The following is a 23,083-nucleotide window of genomic DNA, read 5'->3' as shown; positions in this document are numbered from 1 at the left end:
ACGCCCCCGGCCACTCCGGCCGGGCCCCCCCGGGGGGGGGCCCCCCCGCCCCCCCCCCCCCCCCCCCCCGGGGGGGGGGGGGGGGGGGGGGCCCCCCCCCCCCCCCCCCCCCCCCCCGGGGTGGTTCAGCCGTGGTCACCCGAGGGCGACCGTACGGTGGTGGTGCGCGGTGTCAGAGCGTGCGGGCCGCCGAGGCGATGGCGGAGGCGAAGGTCGAGACCTCGGCGTAGACGCCGGGGTAGCCGGGGCGGGCGCAGCCGTAGCCCCAGCTGACGATGCCGACCTGGACCCACTGGTTGGCGTTGTCCCGGCGGAACATCGGGCCGCCGGAGTCGCCCTGGCAGGTGTCGACGCCACCGGTGTCGGGGTAGCCGGCGCAGATCTCCTCGTTGGCGACGAGCTCGTTGCCGTAGGCGGAGCGGCAGGCGGCGTCGGAGACGAACGGGACGTTGGCCTTGAGCAGGTAGCGCTGCTGGCTGCCGCCCTCGCGGTTGGCGCCCCAGCCTGCGACGGTGAACGTGCCCTGGTTGAAGGCGGTGGTGGTGGCGATCTTCAGGGTGGGCTGGTTGATCGGCTGGGCGAGCTTGATGAGCGCCCAGTCCTTGCCGGTGCCGTTGTAGCCGGGAGCCTGGAGGACCTTGGTGGAGCGGACCTTGACGGCACTGGACGACTGGAGGTCGACGACGCCTCCGGTGGCGGTGATCGAGGTGTTGTTGCCCGATCCGCTCACGCAGTGGGCGGCGGTGAGGACGATGTCCTTGGCGTAGAGGGCGCCGCCGCAGCCCATGGAGAGCCGGACCATGAAGGGGAACTCGCCCTGGGCGGCGCGGGTTCCGCCGACGACGGGGTTGGGGGCGGCGGAGGCGGTGACGGGCTGGAGGCCGACGACCGCGATGGCGACGGTGGCGACGACGACCGAGCATCTCTTCAGGGCACGCAGGAATTGCTTCACGGACTGCCTTCTTTCGTGGGGGGCTGCTAGGGAGACCACGACAGGGCGCGGCGGATCATAGTCATGCACCCGTCAAGGCGATCCGATTGTGGAGAACGGGTGACCGCTGCCACAAGGCCCACTTTTCGGCCAGACACGCAGTGAGCCCGCCGACCCCCCGTGCAGGGGTCGGCGGGCTCGTTGCCGTGCCGGGGACTACTTGAGGCCGCTGTTGATCGCGGTCACGAGTTCGCCGTTGGCGGTGTCACCGTTGAACTCCCAGAAGAACGCGCCGCCCAGGCCCTGGCCCTTGGCCCACGCCATCTTCGAGCCGATGGTGGCCGGGGTGTCGTAGCTCCACCAGTTGGTGCCGCAGTGGGCGTACGCCGTGCCCCCGACCGTGCCGGTGGCCGGGCAGGTGGTCTTCAGGACCTTGTAGTACTGGTTGCCGGGCTCGACTCCGGCCGCCGGGCCGGTCGCCGTGCCGCCGGGGGCGGACTGGGTGACACCGGTCCAGCCCCGGCCGTAGAAGCCGATGCCGAGCAGCAGCTTGGAGGCCGGAACGCCCTTGGCCTTCAGCTTGGCGATCGCGTCGGCCGAGTTGAAGCCCTGCTGGGGGATGCCGGTGTACGAGGTCAGCGGGGAGTGCGGGGCGGTCGGCCCCTGCGCGGCCCAGGTGCCGAAGTAGTCGTACGTCATCACGTCGTACCAGTTGATGTACTGCGCGGCGCCGCCGTAGTCGGCGGCGTCGATCTTGCCGCCGTCGGAGCCGTCCGCGGTGATGGCGGCGGTGAGCAGGTTGTTCGGGCCGAACTTGGCCCGCATGGCCTGCATCATGTTCTTGAACGCGGCCGGGCCGCTGGTGTCACAGGTCAGACCGCAGGCATTGGGGTACTCCCAGTCCAGGTCGATGCCGTCGAAGACGTCGGCCCAGCGCGGGTCCTCGACCAGGTCGTAGCAGGACTGGGCGAACGCGGTCGGGTTCTGGACGGCCTGGCCGAAGCCGCCGGACCAGGTCCAGCCGCCGAACGACCAGAGGATCTTGATGTGCGGGTACTGCGCCTTCAGCTTGCGCAGCTGGTTGAAGTGGCCGCGCAACGGCTGGTCCCAGGCGTCGGCCTTGCCGTCGACCGACTGCGCAGCGGTATAGGACTTCTCGTAGTCCTCATACGCGTCACCGATGGTGCACTTGCCGTTCTGCACGTTGCCGAAGGCGTAGTTGATGTGCGTGATCTTCTCGGCGGAGCCGGAGGTGACGAGGTTCTTGGCCGTGTAGGAACCCCAGTTGGTGAAGTAGCCCAGGTTGATCTTTCCGTTGCCGCCGGGGTTCTCGCCGCCGCCACCGCCGCCTGTGGTGCGGACAGTCGTGGCGGCCGAGGCCGGTCCCGTCTGGTCGGCGGTGTCGCGGGCGACCACGGTGTAGCCGTAGTCGGTGCCGGCGGTCAGGCCGCTGTTGGTGTACGTGGTCCCGGTGACCGTGGCGACGGTGACGCCGTCCCGCTTGACGTCGTAGTTCTTGATGCCCTTGTCGTCCGTGGCGGCCGCCCAGGACAGCTTCACCGACGTGTTGGTGATGTCGCTGGCGACCGGCTTGCCCGGAGCGGAGGGAGCGTTGTCGCCGGGGTTGGTGCTACCGCCGTCGCAGGAGGCTCCGTTGAGCTTGCAGCCGCTGGGCGAGCCCGAGCCGGAGCCGTTGAAGCCGAAGGAGACCGACGCGCCGGGCGCCAGGGTGCCGTTCCAGCCGAGGTTCTTGGCCGTCCAGTGGTTCGCGGAGTTGGTGACGGTGGCGTCCCAGGCGGAGGTGACCTTGGTGTTCGCCGGGAAGTCCCACTCGACGGTCCAGGACGAGAGCGTCGTGGTGCCGGTGTTCTTCACCGTCCACTTGCCCTCGAAGCCGGAGCCCCAGTCCGATGCCTTCGTGTATACGGCGGTGGCCGAGGTCGCGGCCTCCGCGGGGGCGGCGAGGCCGACCATGGCGGCCAGCGGGAGGAGCAGCGCCGTGGTTCCCGCGAGAACCCTGGACCGCTTGTTCGGGATACCGCTCCGCGACGATCTCGTTCTCCGCCATCGTGTTTCCGTGCGCAAGGCTGCTCCTCGGTGGCTTCGGGCAGGCAGCGGGGTGCCTGACCCGTCGATCCCGCGTGGCCCCGAGTACGTAGCGTCGGCCTCGGTCCCCGCAGGGTTTCCGTGACCATAGAAAGGCCTAGACCAATCGTCAAGAGGTCTGGACCGATGACTGGTTGACCGCTCCGGCCGAGCGGCTCGACGGACGCTAGGACACCGCCTGGCCCTTGCCGAGGGCGATGACGCCGTTACGGGAGACGGTGTAACGCTCGTGGTCCCGTTCGGGGTTGACGCCTATCGTCGCCCCGGGCGGGACGTCGACGTTCTTGTCGAGGATCGCGTTACGCACGACCGCTCCCCTGCCGACGCGCACACCGTGGTGCAGCACGGAGCCCTGGACCACTGCGCCCTGCTCGACGATCACACCGGGCGACAGCACCGACCCGGTGACCTGGCCGCGGATCACGCAGCCCGGGCTGACGATCGACTCGCCGGCGATGCCTCCGGAGACGAAACGGGCCGGGGCCTGGTGGGCGGCGTGGGTGTACATGGGCCAGCGTTGGTTGTAGAGGCTGAACAGCGGCTGCTCGGAGATGAGGTCCATGTGGGCCTCGTAGTAGCTGTCCAGGGAACCCACGTCACGCCAGTACCCGCGCTCGCGCCGGGTCTCGCCCGGTACGTGGTTGTCGTCGAAGTCGTAGACGTGCGCGGCCCCGCGCTCGGTGAGCATGGGCAGGATGGATCCGCCCATGTCGTGGACGGAGTTCTCGTCCTCGGCGTCCTGGTGGAGGGCGTCGACGAGAACCTTCGTGGAGAAGAGGTAGTTGCCCATCGAGGCGAAGACCTTGGTCGGGTCGTCGGGCAGGCCGGGCGGGTCGGAGGGCTTCTCCAGGAAGCGTTCCACGCGTGAGCCGTCGGAGGCCGGGGTGATGACGCCGAAGGCGGAGGCATCCGCACGGGGCACCTTGATACCGGCGACGGTGACGCCGGCGCCGCTGTCGATGTGCCGCTCGAGCATCTGGCGTGCGTCCATGCGATAGACGTGGTCGGCTCCGAACACGGCTATGTAGTCCGGCTGTTCGTCGTGGACGAGGTTGAGCGACTGCAGGATGGCGTCCGCGCTGCCGAGGTACCAGCGCGGGCCGAGGCGCTGCTGGGCCGGGACCGGTGTGACGTAGTTGCCGAGCAGGCTGGACATCCGCCAGGTGGTGGTCACATGGCGGTCCAGCGAGTGGGACTTGTACTGGGTGAGGACGCAGATCCTCATGATGTCGGCGTTGACGAGGTTCGACAGGACGAAGTCGACCAGCCGATAGGTTCCGCCGAAGGTGACCGCGGGTTTCGCTCGGTCGGCCGTCAGCGGCATCAGCCGTTTGCCCTCTCCTCCCGCGAGTACGATCCCGAGCACCGAAGGTCCAGCGCGCATGGCCACTCCCCCTCCTGAAACACCGAACCGTTTCCGGCTACGCCTTTTTGACGATCTCCTCGTACACGTCGAGCGTCCGCCGGGCGACCCTGTCCCAGCCGAACTCACGCACCGCACGTTCGCGGCCCGCCTCCCCCATCCGCCGTGCCGCCGGACGGTCGGCGAGCACCTGGTCGACCGCTTCGGCGAGATCCGCCTCGAACCGGGCCGGCTCGTCGGCCTCGTACGGTACGAGCAGTCCCGTACCGCCGTCGGAGACGACCTCGGGGATCCCTCCGACCGCGGAGGCGACCACCGGGGTGCCGCAGGCCATCGCTTCGAGATTGACGATGCCCAGCGGCTCGTACACGGAAGGGCAGACGAACACGGCTGCCATGCTCAGGAGTTGGATGACGTCGGGCCGCGGAAGCATGTCCGGGATCCAGTGGACCCCGTCGCGCGAGCGCTTCAGTTCACCGACCAGTTCACGGAACTCGGCTTCGATCTCCGGAGTGTCGGGCGCGCCCGCACAGAGCACCAACTGCGCCGACGCGTCGAGCCGGTGGGCGGCGCGCAGCAGGTGCGGGACACCCTTCTGGCGCGTGATGCGGCCGACGAACAGGACGAAGGGGCGGTCCGGGTCGACACCGAGCCGACGCAGTACGTCGGTTCCGGGAGCCGGCCGGTACAGGCGGGTGTCGATGCCGTTGTGGACGACCCTGACCCGGTCCGGATCCAACTGCGGGTAGCAGCCGAGGATATCGGCACGCATTCCGTGCGAGACGGCGATGACCGCGTCGGCGGACTCCACGGCGGTGCGCTCGGCCCAGCTGGACAACGCGTAGCCTCCGCCGAGCTGTTCGGCCTTCCAGGGCCGCAGCGGCTCCAGCGAGTGGGCGGTCATCACATGCGGGATGCCGTAGAGCATTCCGGCGAGGTGGCCCGCGAGGTTGGCGTACCAGGTGTGCGAGTGCACGAGGTCGCGGCCTTCGAGCGCGGCGGCGATGGACAGGTCCACGGAGAAGGCGCGCAGTGCGTCGTTGGCGCCGTCCAGCTCGCGGCCGGGCCGGTGCCTGACCAGCCCGTCCGAGGCTCCTTCACCCCAGGAGTGGACCTGAAGATCGGTGAGCGCGCGTAACTCCTTCGCCAGGAACTCGACATGGACACCGGCGCCGCCGTAGACGTCCGGCGGATACTCCCGGCTCAGCAGTCCCACCTTCACGTCTGCCCCCTCACGACGTCGATGACCTTCTGCCCTCGATGGTCACTCACATGCGCGTGCGGGGGAAGACCACCGTTTCGACCGGGCTCACCGCGCCACCGGAATTCAGGCGGCGACAAGCTCCTGGTCCGGCGTCCTGGCCTTCGGCTTGTTCGGCTTGTTCGGCAGCGCGAGCCGGAAGACCTTGTGCCACGCGGAGAACACCTGCTTGGGCAGCGGGCCGGTGACGTACTCCAGCTCGTACTTCTCGAACAGGGCGCGCACCTTCACCGCGACCTCGGCATACCGGTTGCTCGGCAGGTCCGGGAACAGGTGGTGCTCGATCTGGTGCGACAGGTTGCCGGTCATGAAGTGCATGGCCTTGCTGCCGCTGATGTTGGCCGAGCCCATCATCTGCCGCAGGTACCACTGGCCACGCGTCTCGCCCTTGATCGACCGGCGCTCGAAGACCTGTACGCCCTCGGGGAAGTGCCCGCACATGATCACCGAGTGGGTCCAGAGGTTACGGACCAGGTTCGCGGTGAACGTGGCGGCGAGCGTGGGGAGGAACGACGGGCCCGACAGCAGCGGGTGGATCACGTAGTCCTTGAGCACCTGCTTGCGGATCTTGCGGCCCACGGCCCTGGCCCGCGCGCGGAACTCCGGGTTCTTGCGGCGGCGCTTGTGGAGGTTCTTGCCGAGCTCCAGGTCGTAGGCCGCGATGCCGTACTCGAAGAAGCAGGCGTTCAGGAAGTTCCACAGCGGCTGGCCGAGGTGGAAGGGGTGCCACTTCTGGTCCTCGTCGACGCGCATGATGCCGTAGCCGAGGTCGTTGTCCTTGCCGATCACGTTGGTGTACGTGTGGTGCAGTTCGTTGTGCGAGTGCTTCCACTGATCGGACGGCGAGACGTGGTCCCACTCCCAGGTGGTGGAGTGGATCTTCGGATCCCGCATCCAGTCCCACTGGCCGTGCAGGATGTTGTGGCCGATCTCCATGTTGTCCATGATCTTCGCCACGGAGAGCCCGGCGGTGCCGATCAGCCACGCGGGCGGGAAGAGCGAGAACAGCAGCACGCCCCTGCTGGCCAGCTCCAGCTTGCGCTGCGCCGAGATGACCTTCCTGATGTAGGCGGCGTCCTTCTCGCCGCGGTCGGCGATCACCTCGTCGCGGATGGCGTCGAGCTCGCGACCCAGTTCCTCGATCTGCTCCGCGGTCAGGTGGGCGGTGGGGTCGATGGCGGTCAAGGTGCTCCTACCGTTCGATGTCGCAGGGGCCCGCGGCGGCGGACACACAGGTCTGGATGAGGACGCCCGGCTCGGCCTCGGTGATCTCGCCGGTGCGCAGGTCGCGGACGGCGCCCGCCTTGAGCGGCGTGACGCACCCGAAGCAGATGCCCATGCGGCACCCGGAGGGCATGAGAACGCCGGCTTCCTCGCCGATGTCCAGCAGCGGCGAGGCGCCGTCCGCGTCGACGGTCCTGCCGGTGACGCTGAACGTGACCTCGCCGCCCTCGCCGGCGACGACGATGCCGGGGCGGAAGCGTTCGGTGTGCAGGCGTTCGTGGACGCCGTGGTCGCTCCAGTGCTTCTCGGCGGCGTCGAGCAGTCCCGCGGGCCCGCACGCCCAGGTCTCGCGCTCGGTCCAGTCGGGCACGAGTTCGTCGAGACGGGCGATGTCGAGCATGCCGTCCGTGTCGGTGTGCACCTCGGTGAGCCGCAGCTTCCGGTCCGCGACCAGGCCGTGCAGTTCCCCGCGGAAGATCACGTCCTGCGGCTGAGGCGCGCAGTGGACCATGACGACGTCGTCGAACGCGGTGTCGCGCAGCATGCCCATCACGGGCGTGATGCCGCTGCCGGCCGTCAGGTAGAGCACCTTGGCGGGCTTGGCCTGCGGCAGGACGAAGTCACCGGTCGGCTGGTCGATGTGGATCAGCGTGCCCGGTTTCACCCTGCGGACCAGATGGTTGCTCACCTTGCCGTCCGGGATCGCCTTCACCGTGATGGTGACGCGGCCGTCCCGGCGGTTCGTCGGCGAGGTGATGGAGTAGGCGCGCCAAAGGCGCACCCCGTCGACGTCGACCCCGATCCGTACGTACTGACCGGCCGTATGGCCGCGCCAGCCCCGTCCCGGCCTGATCACGACCGTTGCGGCGTCGGCCGTCTCGGGGTGCACGGCCTCGATGCGCCCCCGCAGGTCGGCGCCCGCACGCAGCGGGCTGACCAGGTCGAGGTAGTCCGACGGCAGCAGCGGCGTCGTGACCATCTCCAGCAGTTTCCACGCCCTGCTGCGGAGGGCTGTACTCGTCATGGCTCCAGCTTGCTGGGCGTGAAGGTGTAAAGTCCTGACCTCAAGACGTGAATCTGATCGACTGAATTGTTCGCAAGGAACAAAAACGTGAGCCATGCAGCCCGGAGGGCCAGCGAACTGGCTCTGGATGAGACGACGGTCACCGCACTTCGGTCCGCGCTCAGGACCACCGCCGACGAGATCGTCCAAGCGATCATCGACGAGGTCCCTTCCTACGCCAACGCCCTTTCGGGCCGCATGGGCGCCACCATCCGGCGAGCCGTCCGCACCGCCCTGGGCCACTACCTGGACCTCGCGAGCGGGAACGCCACGGGCGGCGACGGCGACGACGCGGCCTACGAGCTGGGCCGCGGCGAGGTGCGCGACGGGCGTTCGATGGACGCCCTGCTCAGCGCCTACCGCGTGGGCGCCCGCGTGGCGTGGCGCTGTCTCGCAGCGGGTGCCGTACCCGCGGGGCTGCCGGCCGCCGAGGTCGCCAAGTTCGCCGAGCTGACCTTCGCCTACATCGACGAGCTCTCCGCCGCGAGCGCCGCCGGCCACGCCGACGAGCTGGCCGCCCGGGGCAGAGCCCACGAGCGCCACCTGGAACACCTGGCCCGCGACCTCCTCGCCGGCGCGAGCCCGGACGTCCTGCTGGCCTCCGCCCCCCGGGCCGGATGGCAGCCTCCGGTCTCCCTGACCGCGGTCCTGCTGCCCGCGGCCCAGGCCCGGCCTGTCTACCGCACGCTCGACCCGAGCACCCTCGTCCTCGACGACCTGCCGGACGCCACCGGTGCGCTGCTCGTCCCCGATGCCGACCGGCCCCATCTCCTGCGCCGGCTGACCGACCGCGACGCCGTGGTCGGCCCGGCCCGCCCGTGGACGCGTGCGTCCGCCTCGTACGCACGGGCCGTACGCGCGCGCTCCCTCTCCTCCGATATCCGCGACACCGAGGACCACCTGCCCGAGCTGGTGCTGAGCGCCGACGCGGACGCGTTCGCAGACCTGCGCACCCGAGCCCTCGCACCGTTGCGGACCTTGCCCGCCGCGACCGCACGCAGGCTGGAGGAGACGTTGCGGGCGTGGCTGCTGCACCAGGGCCGACGGGATGAGGTGGCGGCGGCCCTGTTCGTCCATCCCCAGACCGTTCGTTACCGGATGTCGCAGCTACGGGAGCTGTTCCCGGATCTCGGATCACCGGGCCGGGTCCTCGAACTGACACTGGCGGTCGGCCTTCGGGCCGGCTGACGCGTGGCCGGCCTCAGCCCGCCCCGCGCGGATCTGGCGGAGACCCGCACCTGGGCCATGAATCGCCTCGAACAGCCCCTCAAAGTAGACCAGTTGGCTCGCCATGCGGCCATGTCACGGCGCACCTTCATTCGTCGTTTCGGCGAGGAGACCGGTATGCCGCCCATGCGGTGGCTGACGCTGCAGCGGGTCTTGGCCGCCCGGAGGCTCCTGGAGACCTCGGACTGGTCCGTCGAACGGATCGCCGCGGCTTCCGGTCTCGGCACCGCCGCCAACTTCCGCATCAGCTTTCGCCGGGAGACCGGCTCGCTCCCCAGCGACTACCGCCGCCGGCACCGCCTCGCGGCCGATGTGAGGGGCTGAGGGACGCGCCGCAGATCCGGCCGCCCTGCATCTTTCCGCCCAGGCCTCGCTCGACGCCGCTGATGACCCGTCGGCACGGCGGCCGCCTCCGTATACGCGGAGGCACTGGCACGATCATTGCCAAGGACGGCACCGCCCGATCTGGTCGCTGACCGCACCGGCTCCTGGCGTGGAAGCACATCACACCACCACCGTCAGGAGCAGGCCATGGCAGCGGAACAGGTCGAGAGCTGGGGCGTCCCGTGGGAGCAGGCGTTCGGTTACGTCCAGGCCGTGCGGCACGGGGACACCATCCATGTGGCCGGTCAGTTCTCCCACGACGGCGAAGGACTCGTCGCCCCCGCACCGGTGGACGAGCACGGCCGGGTCACCGACTTCGGCACCATGGAAGAGCAGATGCGTACCACCTACGCCAACACCGCCAAGCTGCTGGCCCGGTTCGGCGCGACCATGGAGGACGTGGTCGAGGAGGTGGTCCACGTACTCGACATGGACAGCGCGTTCGCCGCAGCGGGGCCCGTGCGCAGAACTGCGTTCGCCACCGGGACGCCCCAGGTGGCGACCACCATCCTGGTGACGCCGCGGCTCGCGCAGCCCGGACAGCTCGTGGAGATCAGCTGCACGGCCAGACTGTCGGCGTAGGCGACGGATTCAGGGGGTCACGTCGAGGTGGCCGAGTGTCCCCATCCGCTCGGTGCGCCCACCCGCGTGGCCCCAGGCCTTCCGGGATCCGCCCGCAGTGACCGACGATCCGCCGCCGGCCGATCCGCACCGGCCCGGTCGGTAGCCTGGCCACACAACCGGCAGCGCCGCGGAGAAGCCCCAGGGGCGGGACGTGGCACACAGTCAGGACGCACCCCGCGCAGGCCGTTGGCGGTGCGATCGGAAAGGTAAGAATGCGGCCCATCATTCCCGACTATCTGGCCGAGGTACTGGGCCAGGTGGAACCGGACGCCTCCGGGAAGCCCGCCGCCGACAACCCCCAGCTGGCGGCGGCGGACCCCGAACGCCTCGGCGCGGCCTTCGCCACCGTCGACGGGCAGCTGCACGGCGCAGGTGACATCGATGTCCCGTTCACGATCCAGTCGATCTCGAAGCCGTTCGCGTACGCCCTGGCGCTGGCCGACCGCGGTTTCGGCCCGGTGCTCGCCAAGGTGGGGGTCGAGCCTTCGGGGGAGGCGTTCAACGAGATCTCCCTGGAGGACGGCACGGGGCGCCCCCTCAATCCCATGATCAACGCCGGTGCGATCACCGTCCACTCCCTGGTCGCGGAGGCGGGATCCGGTCCCGCCGAGCGGGTGCGACGCGTGCTCGACGGCCTATCGGCCTTCGCCGGCCGTCAGCTGGACATGGACGAGAAGGTGTGCGCGTCGGAAATGGAGCACGCGCACCGCAACCTCGCCATCGGGCACATGCTGCGCAGCCACGACATCCTGACCGAGGACGTCGGGGCGGTCGTCGACGGCTACACCCGACAGTGCTCAGTGCTCGTCACGACGCGGGATCTGGCCATGATGGCGGCGACACTGGCCAACCGCGGCGTGAACCCGCTCTCGGGTGAACAGGTGGTGCCGGAAGGGGTGGTACGCCAGGTGTTGAGCGTCATGTTCAGCTGTGGGATGTACGACGCCGCTGGTGACTGGACCACCCAGGTCGGCATTCCCGCGAAGAGCGGGGTGGCCGGCGGCCTGATCGGCGCCCTTCCCGGACGTATCGGGATCGCCACCTTCTCACCGCGCCTGGACGGCCACGGAAACAGCGTCCGCGGGGTGTCCCTGTTCGAGCGGTTCTCCTCCGACATGGGGCTGCACGTGATGGATGTCCCCTCTGCGGGGCGGGCGGTCGTGCGGTCCAACCACGTCCTCGGCAGCGGACCGGACGCGCTGCGTGTCCTGGAACTCCAGGGCGGCATCGGCTTTGCGGGAGCCGAGCGCGTGGTGCGGGAGGTTCTGGAGACCGATCCGCAGGAGTCTCGGACGGCCATCGACCTCACCCGCGTTCACGCGATCGACGACGTCGCACGGCGGATGGTGCTGGAGATCGCGCGCCGGCTGACGCTGGACGGCCACGAGGTCTATCTCGTCGACCCGGAAACCGTCATCCCCGATCCCGAACCCGGCGACGGCGGCCGGGTCACCGTCATCCACGAGGTGCGTCAAGCGGTGCTCCCCTCTGCGTGAGCACCCTCTCGCGGTCCGGCCCGCTGCGTGGTTGCGCGCCGCGCCGTGGTGCCGGCCGCCGCCCGCCGACGCACACGGCAGGGCACGGCTCCTGGCGTCCACGGGTGAGAGGCGGGGCGGCGGTGCCTAGCCCCGGTACGTCTCCAGCAGCCGCAGCCACACCTCGCTGATCGTCGGGTACGCCGGGACCGCGTGCCACAGCCGGGCGATGGGGACCTCGCCCGCGACCGCGACCGTCGCCGAGTGCAGGAGTTCGCCGATGCCCGGGCCGACGAAGGTGACGCCGAGCAGGATCTCGCGGTCCAGGTCCACGATCATCCGGGCGCGGCCCCGGTAGCCGGTGGCGTAGAGGCCGGAGCCGGCGACCGAGGCGAGGTCGTAGTCGACGGCGCGTACGCGGTGGCCCGCGCGTTCGGCCTCGGCGAGGGTGAGGCCGACGGACGCGGCCTCGGGGTCGGTGAAGACGACCTGGGGGACGGCCGCGTGGTCGGCGGTGGCCGCGTGGGCGCCCCAGGGGACCGTGTCCAGAGGGGTCTTCAGGGCGCGGGCGGCGATCGCGGCGCCCGCGATGCGGGCCTGGTACTTGCCCTGGTGGGTCAGGAGGGCGCGGTGGTTGGCGTCGCCGACCGCGTACAGCCAGTCCGTGCCCTCGACGAGGCAGCTGTCGTCCACGGTGAGCCAGGAGCCGGGTTCGAGGCCGACCGTCTCCAGGCCCAGGTCGTCCGTGCGTGGGGCCCTGCCGGTGGCGAAGAGGATCTCGTCCGTCTCGATCCGGCCGCCGTCGTCCAGCTCGACGGTGACCGGGCCGTCCGGTGCGGGGCGGTGGACGGCGGTGACGGAGACGCCCGTACGGATCGTGGCCCCGGCCTCCGTGAGCGCCTCGGCCACCAGCTCGCCCGCGAAGGGCTCCATCTTCGGGAGCAGGCCGCCGCCCCGGATCAGCAGGGTCACCTCGGAGCCCAGCGCCTGCCAGACGGTCGCCATCTCGACGCCCACGACTCCCCCGCCGACGACCACGAGCCGGCCGGGGGCCTCCTTGGCGCTGGTGGCCTCGCGGCTGGTCCAGGGGCGGGCCTCCTCGATGCCGGGGAGGGCGGGGACCACCGCCCGGGTGCCGGTGCAGACGGCGACGGCGTGGCGGGCGGTGAGCCGGTGTTCCGTGCCGTCCGGGGCGGTGACGGAAACCGCGCGGGGGCCGGTGAGCCGGCCCGTACCCCGGTAGACGTCCGCTCCGACGCTCTCCAGCCAGGCGACCTGGCCGTCGTCCTTCCAGTGGCTCGTCTCGTCGTCGCGGTGGGCGAGGACCGCCCCGACGTCCAGGGGGCCCTGCACGGCGGCGCTCAGCCCCGGCACCTTACGGGCGTCCGCGCGGGCGACGACGGGGCGCAGCAGCGCCTTGCTCGGCATGCAGGCCCAGTAGGAACATTCACCGCCGACCAGTTCCGCTTCCACGACCGCTGTGGAGAGCCCTGCGGCGCGGGCCCGGTCCGCCACGTTCTCCCCCACCGGACCCGCGCCGATGACCACTACGTCGTAGGCCGGGCTTTCGGAGGTCTTCCCTGCGTCAGTCATGGAAACAGTGTCCTCGCGGGTGTGCCCACCGGCCACATGGGCAGGCGGAATAGGGCAAGTGCAGTCACCGTTGTGCCGGACAGGACCGTCAGGATCCCCGGCAGAGGAAGAGGTATCCCCAGCATGAGCACCGTCGAGCTCACCAAGGAAAACTTCGATCAGGTCGTCAGCGACAACGATTTCGTCCTGATCGACTTCTGGGCTTCCTGGTGCGGCCCCTGCAAGCAGTTCGCGCCGGTCTACGACTCGGCATCCGAGCGCCACCCCGACCTGGTCTTCGCCAAGGTCGACACCGAGGCGCAGCAGGAGCTGGCGGCGGCCTTCGAGATCCGCTCCATCCCGACGCTGATGATCGTCCGTGACAACGTCGCGGTCTTCTCGCAGCCCGGGGCGCTGCCCGAGGCGGCGCTGGAGGACGTCATCGGCCAGGCCCGGAATCTGGACATGGACGAGGTCCGCAAGTCCGTCGAGGAGCAGAAGCGGGCGGCCGAGGCGGGGCAGGGGCAGGGACAGCCGGAGCCTCAGTAGCCGCCCCACCGGCGCACGGAACGCCCCCGAGGGCCCCGACCGACACCGTCGACACGGTGTGCGCGGTCGGGGCCCTCGGTCGTGCCCGGGCGCGCGGCGAGAACGCGTACGCACGGCCTCCACCGTCCGGGTCTCCGGATCGACGTCCGCCTCCATGCCCTCGCCCGCGTACCGGGGGTAGCCCGAGGCCCCCGTCTCGCCGGTGGCGGCGACGACCGCGGAGCGGATCGGCCGGCCGGGGGCTCCGCTCCGCGTCCTGCTGTGGTCGGGGATCAGGAGGAGCTCGTAACTCTGCGGATGGCTCATGCCTCCGACGCTAGACACCCGCCGTGCACCGCGCATGTCGTCGCGCCGGAGGCGGTCAGCTGGATTCCCGGTGGACCACGCTGGTGCGGAGCAGGTCGTGGTGGACCGGTGACCCGCCCGGGTGCTGGACCATGCGGTCGATCGTCTCCGCCAGCGGTTGCGGCATGGCGAGTTCCATCCGGACCGAGCTGAGCCGGGGGCGCAGCAGCCTGCCGATGAGGGCGTCGTCCGCGCCGATCACCGCAGTGTCGGCGGGCACGGCCACCCCGGCGTCCTGGAGGGCCCGCATCATGAGCATGGCGTACTCGTCGTTGTACGCGAACACCGCGTCCAGTCCCAGGTCCGGCCAGCGGGCGGCCAGGTCGTGGGCGGACTCCTCCTCGTACCGCAGCGGGAGCGGGCACACACGGGCCCCGGCCGCTTCGGCGGCCCGCCGCGCGCCGGCGAGGCGGCTCTCCGAGAAGGACGCCCGGCACGGTTCCTCGGGCATGACCACGCCGATGTGGCGTCGGCCGCGCACCAGCAGGTGTTCGACCGCGCTCACCCCGACCCGGCGTTGGTCCATGACCAGGCCGTGCGCCCCCGGTACCGGGTCGGGGCCCAAGGTGATCACCGCCTTGGCGCCGGAGCGGGTCAGGATGCCGGTGCCGTGCGGGGTGAGCTCAATGCCCGGCGGTACGACGACGGCGACGGGCCGCAGTTCGGCCCAGGCCGTGGCCGCCTCGTCGGCGGTGAGGCCGAGGCTGCCGTACTGGACGACGGTGTAGTCCAGGCGGCGCAGCCCGGACTGGAGTTCCTCGAAGAAATACTGGTGCGGTGGCCCCCCGGGTATGTGGCCGGAGGGCAGCAGGACCATGCGGCTGTGTCCGGCGCGCAGACTGCGGGCAGCCGCGTGCGGCACGTAACCGAGTTGGAGGGCGGCCTCCCTGACCCTGCGTCGGGTGGGATCGCTGATCCGGACGGTGGCGTTGTTGTTCAGTACGTACGACACGGTGGCCCGGGACACTCCGGCGAGGCGCGCGACATCGGCGCTGGTCGGGACGGAGACTTCGGCGGGCTGCTGGGGTAACTGGCTCATGGCGACGGGCAGTCTTCCAGACCCGCGGGGGCGGGTTTCGGCCCGGGGCCCGCAGGTCCGGTCACGGTGGCCGGAACGCCGCCGAGCGGCCCCGGCCCGACGCCCCGCTCCCGGGATCCGGGGCCAGGGGTTCTACGGTGTGGTGATGACGTTCCACGACAGCGCCTACCGTTCCGACAACCCCTTTGACGTGCCCGGCAGCAGCGGGCCTACCGCCACGGCGCAGGCCGATCCCGCCGAGGTGGGGTCCGTGCGCACGTCCTACGCCCCCGATCGCGACGGCGATCCCGACCCCGGCGAGATCGTCTGGACCTGGGTTCCCTTCGAGGAGAACGACGGGCGCGGGAAGGACCGGCCGGTGCTCGTCGTGGCCCGTGAGGAGGCGGGCACGCTGCTCGCCGTCCAGCTCTCCAGCAAGCAGCACGACCGGGACCACGAGTGGGTGGCGCTGGGCGCGGGCCCCTGGGACAGCTCGGGGCGGCCGTCCTGGGCCGATCTGGACCGGGTGCTGCGGGTCCACGAGGACGGGATGCGCCGGGAGGCCTGCGCGCTGGACCGGGAGCGCTTCGACCGGGTCGTCGGGCGGCTGCGCGAGCGGTACGGCTGGAGCTGAACGCCCCCGGGGCGTGTCCGGCCGATCAGGACCGGGGGTGCGACGCCGGCACGGCACCCCGGTGCCCGAATCCGGCGGGCTCCGCGTCAGGCGAAGGTCCGCGCGAAGGCGGCCCGGACGGCGGAGTCGGGGTTCCGGTCCAGGATGCCGAAGACGATCTGCTCGAAGTGGCCGCCGAACCGGCCGTCCTCGCCGAGCAGCGCCCGGAACGCCTCCGCCACCTCGCCCGGGTCGTTCTGGAAGACCCCGCAGCCCCAGGCGCCCAGGACGAGCCTCCGGTAGCCCCGTACGGCCGCGACCTCCAGCACCCGTTCGGCGCGGGAGGCCAGAGCGGCCGGGACGCGGTGCGCTTCCTCGGGGGTCCGCCGGCGGATCACTCCGGCGTTCGGCGCGGGCGAGGTGAGGAATCCGGCCGTGTACGGGGCGTCCAGGAAGTGGCCGCGGTCGTCGCGGAAGACCGGCACACCGGGCGAGTGGATCACCCGGTCGGTGTAGAAGGCGCTGCGCTCCGCGCGGTGGTGCGCGTAGTAGTCGGGGGCGCGCAGCAGGGTCGTGTGGAGGGCCGACCCGCGGCACAGGGCCTCCTCCTGGGCCTGTGCGCCGTTGAGATAGCCGCCGCCGGGGTTGCGGGCCGAGGCGTAGTTCAGGACAACGACCCGGCCGGGGGCCTCGCCGGTCATCCGGCGGGCGGCGGCGAGGCTGCTCTCGGCGGTGACCTCGATGTGCGGGGTGCGGTCGGTGTCCAGGGCGGCGACGGGCACCGGATCCGGGCCGTAGAGCCTGGTGCCGGAGCGCGCGGCGGCCACGGCTCGCTCGATGGACACGTCCTGACCTGCCGCGTTGCGGTACCGCCCGGCCTCGACGACCGCTTCTGTCTCGCGCGCGATCCCGCGCAGCCGCGCGCTCACCGGCGCTCCCCCGTGTGGTGCATACGGGGCATGCTGACGGGGAACCCGGCCTGGGCGCAATCGGATTTTCCTGGCTCGGGGGCACCCTTGTGCGATCTCCGGGTACGGGTTTGGCTGGTAGGCAGGCAGCTGAGAAGGAGGCCCTCATGGCCTTGGACATTCCCGGCGTGACCGGCTCGCGCCCGGACGCCACCCCGCTCGACGAGAGCGGGGCAGAGGATTTACTGCGCGGCATATGTTTCAAGACGGGTCCGCCCCGGACCGTGGGCGTGGAACTCGAATGGCTCATCCATGACCGGGAACGTCCGCACGTCCCGGTCGAGCAGGAGCGGCTGGACAGCGCCGTCGAGGCGGTCCGCGCGCTGCCGCTGAGCGCCGCGCTGACGTTCGAGCCGGGCGGGCAGCTGGAGCTGAGTTCGCAGCCGGCCGGCTCGTTGATGGAGTGCGTCGAGACGACCGCGGCCGATCTGGCGGCGGTCCGTGCCTCGCTCGGCGCGGTCGGGCTCGCGCCGGTCGGGCTCGGTGTCGACCCGTGGCAGTCGCCGCGCCGCCGCCTGCGGGAACCCCGTTACGACGCGATGGAGGCCGCGCTGGACCGGTCGGGGCCGGCCGGGCGGGCCATGATGTGCACCTCCGCGTCGGTCCAGGTCTGTCTGGACGCGGGCGAGGAGGAGCCGGGACCGCTCGGTTACGGGCGGCGCTGGCAGCTCGCGCATCTGCTGGGCGCCGTGCTGGTGGCGGCGTTCGCGAACTCGCCGTTCCAGCAGGGGCGGCGGACCGGCTGGCGCTCCACCCGGCAGTCGCTGTGGGCCGACCTCGATCCGGGCAGGACCCTCGCCCCGGGCCACGGGCGCGCCCCGCGCGAGGCCTGGGCCGCGCATGTGCTGGACACGACCGTGCTGTGCATCCGGTGCGAGGCGGGCCCGTGGGACGTGCCGGAGGGGCTCACCTTCCGCGAGTGGATCCGGACCGGGTCGCCCCGGCCGCCGGTGCAGGCGGATCTCGACTACCACCTCACCACGCTGTTCCCGCCGATCCGGCCGCGTGGCCATCTGGAGCTGCGCATGATCGACGCGCAGAGCGGGCCCGACGGGTGGCTGGTGCCGCTCGCCGTCGCCACGGCCCTGTTCGACGACCCGGAGGCCGCCGAGACCGTGTACCGGGCCGTGAAGCCGCTGGCCGAGACGGCGGGGGCCGCGGCCGCACCGCGCAACGCGCTCTGGACGACCGCCGCCCGCGAGGGTCTCGCCGATCCGGAGTTGCGGGCTGCGGCCATCGCCTGTTTCGGGGCGGCGCTCCCGGCGCTGGAGCGGATGGGGGCGAGCGACGCGGTGCGCGACACCGTGGCCGCCTTCACCGACCGATACGTCGCCCGGGGCCGATGTCCGGCCGACGACCTGCCGGACCCCGGCGACCTCACCGATCCGAGCCTGCTCATCGATCCCGGGCCGCTCACGGATCCGAGCACGCCCTCCGATCCGAGCGCGCTCTCCGACCCCAGCACGCCCTCCCGCCCCGGTCCGCCGACCGGACCGCCCGGGGGCCCGCACGAGGGCCCGCACGAGGGCCCGGTCGCCGGCCGGCCGACGCTCCCGCCGCATCCCGGAAAGGCGGCCTCCGCATGACCGAGCCCCGTGAGGACTTCGCCCACCGCGAGCACTCCGACGCCTTCGACCCCGCCCGTTCCACCGCATCGGCCGGCTTTCCCGTCGCGTCGGACATCGACCCGGAGACCCTGCGGCGGCGCGCCCTCGACGCGCTGCTGACCGCCCGCGACCGTACCGCCCTGCTCACCGACAGCGTGGACGACGGCGAACTGACCGCGCAGCACTCCCCGTTGATGTCGCCGCTGGTCTGGGACCTGGCGCACATCGGCAACCAGGAGGAGCAGTGGCTGCTCCGCGCGGTCGGCGGGCGGGAGGCGCTGCGCCCGGAGATCGACGGGCTGTACAACGCCTTCGAGCACTCCCGCGCCTCGCGCCCCTCGCTGCCGCTCCTGGCCCCCGCCGAGGCCAGGACGTACGCCTCCGACGTACGGGGGCGGGCGCTGGACCTGCTGGAGGGCGCACCCCTACACGAGGGCGGGCGGCCGCTGGAGCGGGCCGGGTTCGCCTTCGGGATGATCGCCCAGCACGAACAGCAGCACGACGAAACCATGCTGATCACCCATCAGCTGCGCACGGGTCCGGTGGCGCTGACCGCACCCGCCCCGCCCGCACCCGTCGACGCCGGGGCGTTCCCGGACGAAGTCCTCGTTCCTGAGGGCCCGTTCACGATGGGAACCTCCGCCGAGCCATGGGCCCTGGACAACGAACGTCCCGCCCACCGGCGCGAGGTGGCGGCGTTCCACCTGGACACCTCGCCGGTCACCTGTGGCGCTTACCTCCGCTTCATCGAGGACGGCGGGTACGGAGACGCCCGCTGGTGGGCCCCCGAGGGCTGGGCCATGGTCCGGGAACACGACCTGGAAGCGCCGCTGTTCTGGCGGCGGGACGCCGGGCAGTGGCTGCGCCGCCGGTTCGGGGTGACCGAGCCGGTGCCGGACGACGAGCCGGTGCTGCACGTCAGCTGGTACGAGGCGGACGCCTACGCCCGCTGGGCGGGGCGGCGGCTGCCCACGGAGAGCGAGTGGGAGAAGGCCGCCCGGCACGATCCGGTCTCCGGCCGCTCCCGGCGCTACCCGTGGGGCGACGAGGACCCGACGCCGGAGCGGGCCAACCTGGGGCAGCGCCATCTGCGTCCGGCGCGGTCCGGGGCGTATCCGCAAGGGCGTTCGCCGTCCGGGGCGGGGCAGTTGATCGGCGATGTGTGGGAGTGGACCGCCAGCGACTTCCTGCCCTATCCGGGGTTCGTGGCGTTTCCCTACCGCGAGTATTCGGAAGTGTTCTTCGGGCCCGGGCACAAGGTGCTGCGCGGCGGCTCGTTCGCCGTGGACCAGGTCGCCTGCCGGGGCACCTTCCGTAACTGGGACCTCCCGGTGCGGCGGCAGATCTTCGCCGGTTTCCGTACGGCGAGGGATGCCTGATGTGCCGTCATGTCGCCTATGTGGGCGATCCGGTGGCGCTCGGCGATGTTCTGCTGCGGCCTGAGCATTCCTTGGTGCGGCAGTCCTGGGAGCCGCGCCGCCAGCGCTACGGAACGGTCAACGCCGACGGTTTCGGCGTCGGTTGGTACGCGGACGGGGATCCGGCGCCCGGACGCTACCGCCGGCAAGGCCCCATATGGGGTGACGAGACCTTCACCGACCTGGCCCGGGTGGTCCGCAGCACCGCGCTGCTCGCCGCCGTACGCGATGCCACCGAGGCGGGTGCGGACGGGGAGGCCGCTGCCGCGCCGTACGCCGCCGGCCGGCTGTTGTTCAGCCACAACGGGGCGGTTAAGGGCTGGCCGGGTTCGCTCGCCGGCGCGGCGGCCGCCCTGCCGGCCGAGAAGCTGCTGTCGCTGGCCGCCCGTAACGACTCGGCGCTGGTCTGGGCACTGATCCGGCACCGGACCGACGCCGGGGACGACGTGCCGCGCGCCGTCGCGGAGACGGTCCGCGAGGTCGCGGCCGCCGCGCCCGGCTCCCGGCTCAACCTGCTGCTCACCGACGGCGCCACCATCACGGCGACCGCCTGGGGCGACACCCTCTGGTACCTCACGGTGCCGGGCCGCCGCACCGCGGTCGCCTCGGAGCCGTACGACGACGACCCGCTCTGGCGCGAGGTCCCCGACCGCACGCTGCTGGTCGCGACCGCGTCGGACGTCCTGCTCACCCCGCTCAAGGAGCCCACCGCGTGAGTCCCTTCCTGCTGACCCGTACCCTGCCGGTGGACGCGACGGACGCGGCGCTGCGCGCCGACGTTCTGAGCGGCCTGACCCGGCATCCCAAGACGCTGCCGCCGAAGTGGTTCTACGACGCCCGCGGCAGCGAGCTGTTCGAGGAGATCACCCGGCTGCCGGAGTATTACCCGACCCGCGCGGAGCGGGAGATCCTGCAGACCCGCGCCGAGGAGATCGCCGCGGCTTCGGGGGCCCGGACCGTGATCGAGCTGGGCTCGGGGTCGTCCGAGAAGACCCGCCATCTCCTGGACGTCCTACCCGAGTTGCACAGTTACGTCCCCGTGGATGTGAGCGAGAGCGCGCTGACGGGGGCGGCCGAGTCGCTGCTCGTCGAGCACCCCGGGCTCTCCGTCCACGCCCTGATCGCGGACTTCACCGGCGGCCTCGCCCTGCCGGGGACGCCGGGGCCCCGGCTTGTGGTGTTCCTGGGCGGCACGATCGGCAATCTCCTTCCGGAGGAGCGGGCGGCGTTCCTGCGGTCGGTGCGCTCGCTGCTGTCGCCCGGTGACGCGCTGCTGCTGGGCACGGACCTGGTGAAGGAGGAGGAGACGCTGGTGGCCGCGTACGACGACGCGGCGGGGGTGACGGCGGCCTTCAACAAGAACGTGCTGAGCGTCGTCAACCGGGAGTTGGGGGCCGATTTCCCGCTCGACGACTTCGATCACCTCGCGGTGTGGAATCCGCAGGAGCGGTGGGTGGAGATGCGGCTGCGGGCCCGCCGGGCGCTGAGCGTCAAGATCCGGGAACTGGACCTCGTGGTGCCGTTCGAGGCCGGTGAGGAGCTGCGTACGGAGGTGTCGGCGAAGTTCCGGCAGGAGGACGTCCGCGAGGAGCTGGCCGCCGCCGGTATGCGGCTGGCTCAGTGGTGGACAGACTCGGCGGGCCGGTTCGCCCTGTCGCTGGCCACGGCGGTCTGACAGCAGCGGCAGGGATCTTCCGTGGTGAGGACGGCCGTTCGTGCCCTGTCGGCCAGGGCGCGGCGGCCGTCCTCGCCGTCTGCGGGGATCGGCGCGAGCACGTCGATGCGGGCGGTGAGCCCGGCCGCCCGCACCACCCGCCACAGGGAGGCGGCGAGCGGGTCGGACCCGACGAAGGCGACGGCGCCCGCGGCCGGTCCGTCGTGGTGGGCCGCGGTGCGGTAGGCGATGCGGACCGGCCGGACGGTCGCGCCCGCGTCGACCGCCGCCTGGAACGCGGCGGGGCGGAAGGCGCCGCCGCCTCCCCGTCCGCACCAGGTGCTGCCCTCGGGGAAGACCACGACCCGGGAGCCGGAGCGCAGGGACGTCGCGATGGTCCGTACGGCGGCGGGTAGGGCGCGCAGCCGGTCGCGGTCGATGAACAGGGTGCCGCCGAGCGCGGCGAGGGGGCCCAGCAGCGGCCAGCGCCGGATCTCGCTCTTGGCGACCATCCGGCCGGGCAGTACGCAGGCGACCAGCGGTATGTCGAGCCAGGAGATGTGGTTGGCGACGACGAGTTCCCCACCCGGGGCATCGCCCGAGGGGTCGTCCGAGGGGTGGTCCGCCGCATGCCGCCGGACCGTGACGCGTACGCCGAACGCCCGTGGAACGGCGTGCGCCCAGCATCGGGTCAGCCGACGCCGCGGGGCGGGCCCGAGCAGCCGGACCAGCGGGACGCAGGCGACTCCCAGCAGGACCAGGGTGCAGCCGGACAGCAGCAGGAGGGCGGCGGGCAGCGGAGCGCGTACGGCTCCGGTGTGCCGGGCGCAGCCGGCCGGGGTGCACGGGGCGACGGGCAGCCAGACGCTCATCGCAGCGGGGCCAGGGAGAGGAAGTGGCGCAGGTAGCGCGGGTCGGTGCGGCGCATCGAGAGCAGGACGTACAGGTCGGCGACGTTGAAGTCGGGGTCGTACGCCGGACCTCCGCAGACCTGGGCGCCGAGCCGGAGATAGCCGCGCAGCAGCGGCGGGAGGTCGGCCCGGGAGCCGGCTTCCGTGCCGTGCGCGGAGGAGTCCCAGAGGCGGTGCGGGGTGACCCAGTGCTCCTGGGGCGCGAGGTGGGACGCGCGTACGGTGTTCCAGCTCCGGGCGGCCGACGCGCCACCGTCGGCCAGGGGGAGGGAGCAGCAGCCCGCGATCCAGGTGTGGCCGGTGCGCTCCATGTAGCGGGCGAGTCCGGCCCAGACGAGGGCGATGACCGCGCCGTCGCGGTGTGCGGGGTGGACGCAGGAGCGGCCGACCTCGACGAGGTCGTGGCGGATCGGAGCGAGCCGGCTGAGGTCGAACTCGCTCTCCGCGTAAAGGCGTCCGGCGATCCGGGCCCGGTCCGGGGGCAGCAGCCGGTAGGTGGCGACGACGTCTCCGGTAGCGGTCTCCCGGACCAGCAGGTGGTCGCAGTACGCGTCGAAGGCGTCGCTGTCCAGGCCGGGTTCGGGCCCTTCCAACCGGGCTCCGAGCTCCCCGGCGAACACCAGGTGACGCAGGCGCTGCGCCGCGCGTACGTCCTCCTGGCAGGTGGCGAGGGAGACCCGGTACGCGGGTTCCGGGGTGCCGGCCGACCCGGGGCCGGAGGCAGAAGCGGGAGCGGGGACGGAGGCAGGAGCCCGGGTGGGGACAGGGGC

General features: G+C 71.8%; 21 protein-coding genes. 10 read left to right on the top strand and 11 right to left on the bottom strand.

Annotation, left to right across the window (positions count from 1 at the left end):
• Positions 1-172 precede the first annotated feature (172 nt).
• The 6 genes from JS521_RS11910 to JS521_RS11885 form a co-directional block, all read right to left on the bottom strand.
• Positions 173-952 carry a S1 family peptidase gene (locus JS521_RS11910; RefSeq protein ID WP_205082719.1) on the bottom strand — a complete coding sequence of 260 codons (780 nt, stop codon included), beginning with the start codon at positions 950-952 and terminating at the stop codon, positions 173-175.
• A gap of 195 nt (positions 953-1,147) precedes the next feature.
• A complete protein-coding gene (locus JS521_RS11905; protein ID WP_205082718.1) occupies positions 1,148-3,016 on the bottom strand; it encodes a glycoside hydrolase family 18 chitinase in 1,869 nt (622 codons plus the stop codon).
• Between the two features lie 187 nt (positions 3,017-3,203).
• A complete protein-coding gene (glgC, locus tag JS521_RS11900) occupies positions 3,204-4,421 on the bottom strand; it encodes a glucose-1-phosphate adenylyltransferase (protein WP_205082716.1) in 1,218 nt (405 codons plus the stop codon).
• Between the two features lie 37 nt (positions 4,422-4,458).
• Entirely contained in the window at positions 4,459-5,622 is a 1,164-nt protein-coding gene (gene glgA / locus JS521_RS11895; protein ID WP_205082714.1) for a glycogen synthase, read from the bottom strand.
• A 105-nt stretch (positions 5,623-5,727) separates the two neighbouring features.
• A complete protein-coding gene (locus JS521_RS11890) occupies positions 5,728-6,846 on the bottom strand; it encodes a fatty acid desaturase family protein (protein WP_205082713.1) in 1,119 nt (372 codons plus the stop codon).
• Positions 6,847-6,853: 7 nt separating this feature from the next.
• Positions 6,854-7,909 (bottom strand): ferredoxin reductase, encoded by a 1,056-nt coding sequence (locus JS521_RS11885; RefSeq protein ID WP_205082711.1) that lies wholly within the window; start codon positions 7,907-7,909, stop codon positions 6,854-6,856.
• Between the two features lie 87 nt (positions 7,910-7,996).
• Here JS521_RS11885 and JS521_RS11880 point away from each other — a divergent pair, with 87 nt between their 5' ends.
• From JS521_RS11880 to JS521_RS11865, 4 genes are all read left to right on the top strand, one after another.
• Complete coding sequence (locus JS521_RS11880; protein ID WP_205082709.1) at positions 7,997-9,136, top strand: PucR family transcriptional regulator; 1,140 nt, start codon at positions 7,997-7,999, stop codon at positions 9,134-9,136.
• 57 nt (positions 9,137-9,193) lie between these two features.
• Positions 9,194-9,499: a helix-turn-helix domain-containing protein gene (locus JS521_RS11875; protein ID WP_205082708.1), complete on the top strand. Its 306-nt coding sequence runs from the start codon at positions 9,194-9,196 to the stop codon at positions 9,497-9,499.
• A 207-nt stretch (positions 9,500-9,706) separates the two neighbouring features.
• Complete coding sequence (locus JS521_RS11870) at positions 9,707-10,141, top strand: Rid family hydrolase (RefSeq protein WP_205082706.1); 435 nt, start codon at positions 9,707-9,709, stop codon at positions 10,139-10,141.
• A gap of 254 nt (positions 10,142-10,395) precedes the next feature.
• Positions 10,396-11,679, top strand: coding sequence for a glutaminase (locus tag JS521_RS11865; RefSeq protein WP_205082705.1), 1,284 nt, complete (start codon positions 10,396-10,398; stop codon positions 11,677-11,679).
• 126 nt (positions 11,680-11,805) lie between these two features.
• Here JS521_RS11865 and JS521_RS11860 read toward each other — a convergent pair whose 3' ends face one another.
• Complete coding sequence (locus JS521_RS11860; RefSeq protein ID WP_205082704.1) at positions 11,806-13,251, bottom strand: dihydrolipoyl dehydrogenase family protein; 1,446 nt, start codon at positions 13,249-13,251, stop codon at positions 11,806-11,808.
• 123 nt (positions 13,252-13,374) lie between these two features.
• On the opposite strand from JS521_RS11860, the gene trxA reads away from it, so the two are divergent.
• Positions 13,375-13,779 (top strand): thioredoxin, encoded by a 405-nt coding sequence (trxA, locus tag JS521_RS11855; RefSeq protein ID WP_205082703.1) that lies wholly within the window; start codon positions 13,375-13,377, stop codon positions 13,777-13,779.
• Positions 13,780-14,140: 361 nt separating this feature from the next.
• On the opposite strand, the gene JS521_RS11850 is transcribed toward trxA, so the two are convergent.
• On the bottom strand, positions 14,141-15,163 hold the full coding sequence (locus JS521_RS11850; protein ID WP_205082701.1) for a LacI family DNA-binding transcriptional regulator: 1,023 nt from the start codon (positions 15,161-15,163) through the stop codon (positions 14,141-14,143).
• A 145-nt stretch (positions 15,164-15,308) separates the two neighbouring features.
• Here JS521_RS11850 and JS521_RS11845 point away from each other — a divergent pair, with 145 nt between their 5' ends.
• Positions 15,309-15,776, top strand: coding sequence for a type II toxin-antitoxin system PemK/MazF family toxin (locus JS521_RS11845; protein ID WP_205082700.1), 468 nt, complete (start codon positions 15,309-15,311; stop codon positions 15,774-15,776).
• An 86-nt stretch (positions 15,777-15,862) separates the two neighbouring features.
• On the opposite strand, the gene JS521_RS11840 is transcribed toward JS521_RS11845, so the two are convergent.
• On the bottom strand, positions 15,863-16,684 hold the full coding sequence (locus JS521_RS11840; RefSeq protein ID WP_205082698.1) for a TIGR02452 family protein: 822 nt from the start codon (positions 16,682-16,684) through the stop codon (positions 15,863-15,865).
• A gap of 146 nt (positions 16,685-16,830) precedes the next feature.
• On the opposite strand from JS521_RS11840, the gene egtA reads away from it, so the two are divergent.
• The 4 genes from egtA to egtD are packed head-to-tail and all read left to right on the top strand — an operon-like array spanning position 16,831 to position 21,423.
• The gene (gene egtA / locus JS521_RS11835; RefSeq protein ID WP_239487139.1) at positions 16,831-18,309 is read left to right on the top strand and encodes an ergothioneine biosynthesis glutamate--cysteine ligase EgtA; all 1,479 of its coding nucleotides are present in this window, start codon (positions 16,831-16,833) and stop codon (positions 18,307-18,309) included.
• Positions 18,306-19,709: an ergothioneine biosynthesis protein EgtB gene (egtB, locus tag JS521_RS11830; protein ID WP_205082697.1), complete on the top strand. Its 1,404-nt coding sequence runs from the start codon at positions 18,306-18,308 to the stop codon at positions 19,707-19,709. Before egtA ends, egtB begins: the two co-directional genes overlap by 4 nt.
• The gene (gene egtC / locus JS521_RS11825) at positions 19,709-20,464 is read left to right on the top strand and encodes an ergothioneine biosynthesis protein EgtC (protein WP_205082695.1); all 756 of its coding nucleotides are present in this window, start codon (positions 19,709-19,711) and stop codon (positions 20,462-20,464) included. Before egtB ends, egtC begins: the two co-directional genes overlap by 1 nt.
• Positions 20,461-21,423: an L-histidine N(alpha)-methyltransferase gene (egtD, locus tag JS521_RS11820; protein ID WP_205082693.1), complete on the top strand. Its 963-nt coding sequence runs from the start codon at positions 20,461-20,463 to the stop codon at positions 21,421-21,423. The genes egtC and egtD overlap by 4 nt, the downstream gene beginning before the upstream one ends.
• On the opposite strand, the gene JS521_RS11815 is transcribed toward egtD, so the two are convergent.
• Both JS521_RS11815 and JS521_RS11810 read right to left on the bottom strand, forming a co-directional pair.
• Positions 21,366-22,274, bottom strand: a complete 909-nt coding sequence (locus JS521_RS11815) for a lysophospholipid acyltransferase family protein (RefSeq protein ID WP_205082692.1) — start codon at positions 22,272-22,274, stop codon at positions 21,366-21,368. The two genes, egtD and JS521_RS11815, sit on opposite strands and share 58 nt — an antisense overlap.
• Positions 22,271-23,083, bottom strand: an 813-nt coding sequence (locus JS521_RS11810; protein ID WP_239487138.1) for a GNAT family N-acetyltransferase, incomplete at its 5' end; no start/stop codon positions are given. The genes JS521_RS11815 and JS521_RS11810, both read right to left, overlap by 4 nt.

The organism is Streptomyces durocortorensis, from assembly GCF_016901035.1.
Taxonomy (GTDB): Bacteria; Actinomycetota; Actinomycetes; order Streptomycetales; family Streptomycetaceae; genus Streptomyces; species Streptomyces durocortorensis.
Note: the sequence above shows the minus strand (reverse complement) of the source record. Positions and strands in the feature narration are given on the sequence as shown.